Source organism: Streptomyces sp. NPDC127092 (assembly GCF_042722475.1).
In the GTDB taxonomy this organism is placed as follows: domain Bacteria; phylum Actinomycetota; class Actinomycetes; order Streptomycetales; family Streptomycetaceae; genus Streptomyces.
Genome location: NZ_JBHXFE010000174.1, coordinates 1 through 880 on the forward strand (window position 1 = coordinate 1; position 880 = coordinate 880).

1 protein-coding gene is annotated in these 880 nt (G+C 60.1%); it reads right to left on the reverse strand.

Annotation, left to right across the window (positions count from 1 at the left end; translation table 11 throughout):
* Positions 1-867, reverse strand: an 867-nt coding sequence (locus ACFWJO_RS38510) for an ATP-binding protein (protein WP_386872846.1), incomplete at its 3' end; no start/stop codon positions are given.
* Positions 868-880: the final 13 nt, after the last annotated feature.

The window sequence follows — 880 nt, forward strand, 5'->3', positions numbered from 1 at the left end:
GGCTAGCAGGAGTGCTTTCTCGTAATGTTCGACAGCACTTCGCGGATCACCTTCCGCGAGTAACAGACATCCAACGGCGTAGCCGGAGAAGACGTTCGACCAGGGACTGCTTCCCTGTTCCGCGACGATTTCGTCGCCCGCGGCCAGGAGGGCTGCTGCGTGGCGAGTATCCCCTTGTGTCCCGGCGAGCACACTGTCGGAATACAGCGCCTTCAAGGTAACGAGGTTCTTACTATGACGAGCTAGTGCCCGATCCAGCCACAGCCTGCCTTCACTCAGATGGCCCCGCGAGAGCCAGTACGGAAATAGAGCTGCTGCCATCCTTACGCCGGCGTCCGTTTCGGGTTGCTCGTCAAGACTGAAGGTGAGCGCTTCGCGAAGATTGGCGTGTTCGCGGTCCAAGCGGGTTATCCACTCGAGTTGGCGCGGCCCGACCCAATCGGCTTCTGCGCGTATGACCAATTGCTGGTACCAGTCTCGGTGCCGTAGTCGATGTTCGGCGAAATCTCCAGCCGCGCGCGACTTCTCCTGGCCGTAGTCGCGGATGGTCTCGAGAAGTCGATAGCGAACAATCGTGCCCGGTTCTTCCCGAATGAGGATGGACTTGTCGACGAGCGAGGCCACCACGTTGAACAACTCGGCCGACTCGACGTCTTCTCCACAGACACCTTCGACTGCGTCAAGCTCGAAGCCGCCCGAGAACACCGACAGCAGGGCCCACAGGTGCTTCTCTTCCTGGTTGCACAACTCATAGCTCCAGTCAATGCACCACCGTAAGGTCTGTTGTCGCGTCGGAGTCACGCGGCTTCCGGCGGTCAGGAGTTGGTAGCGGTCGGCTAGGCGGTCGAGGATCTGTTGGACAGACATCGCTCGTAAGCGG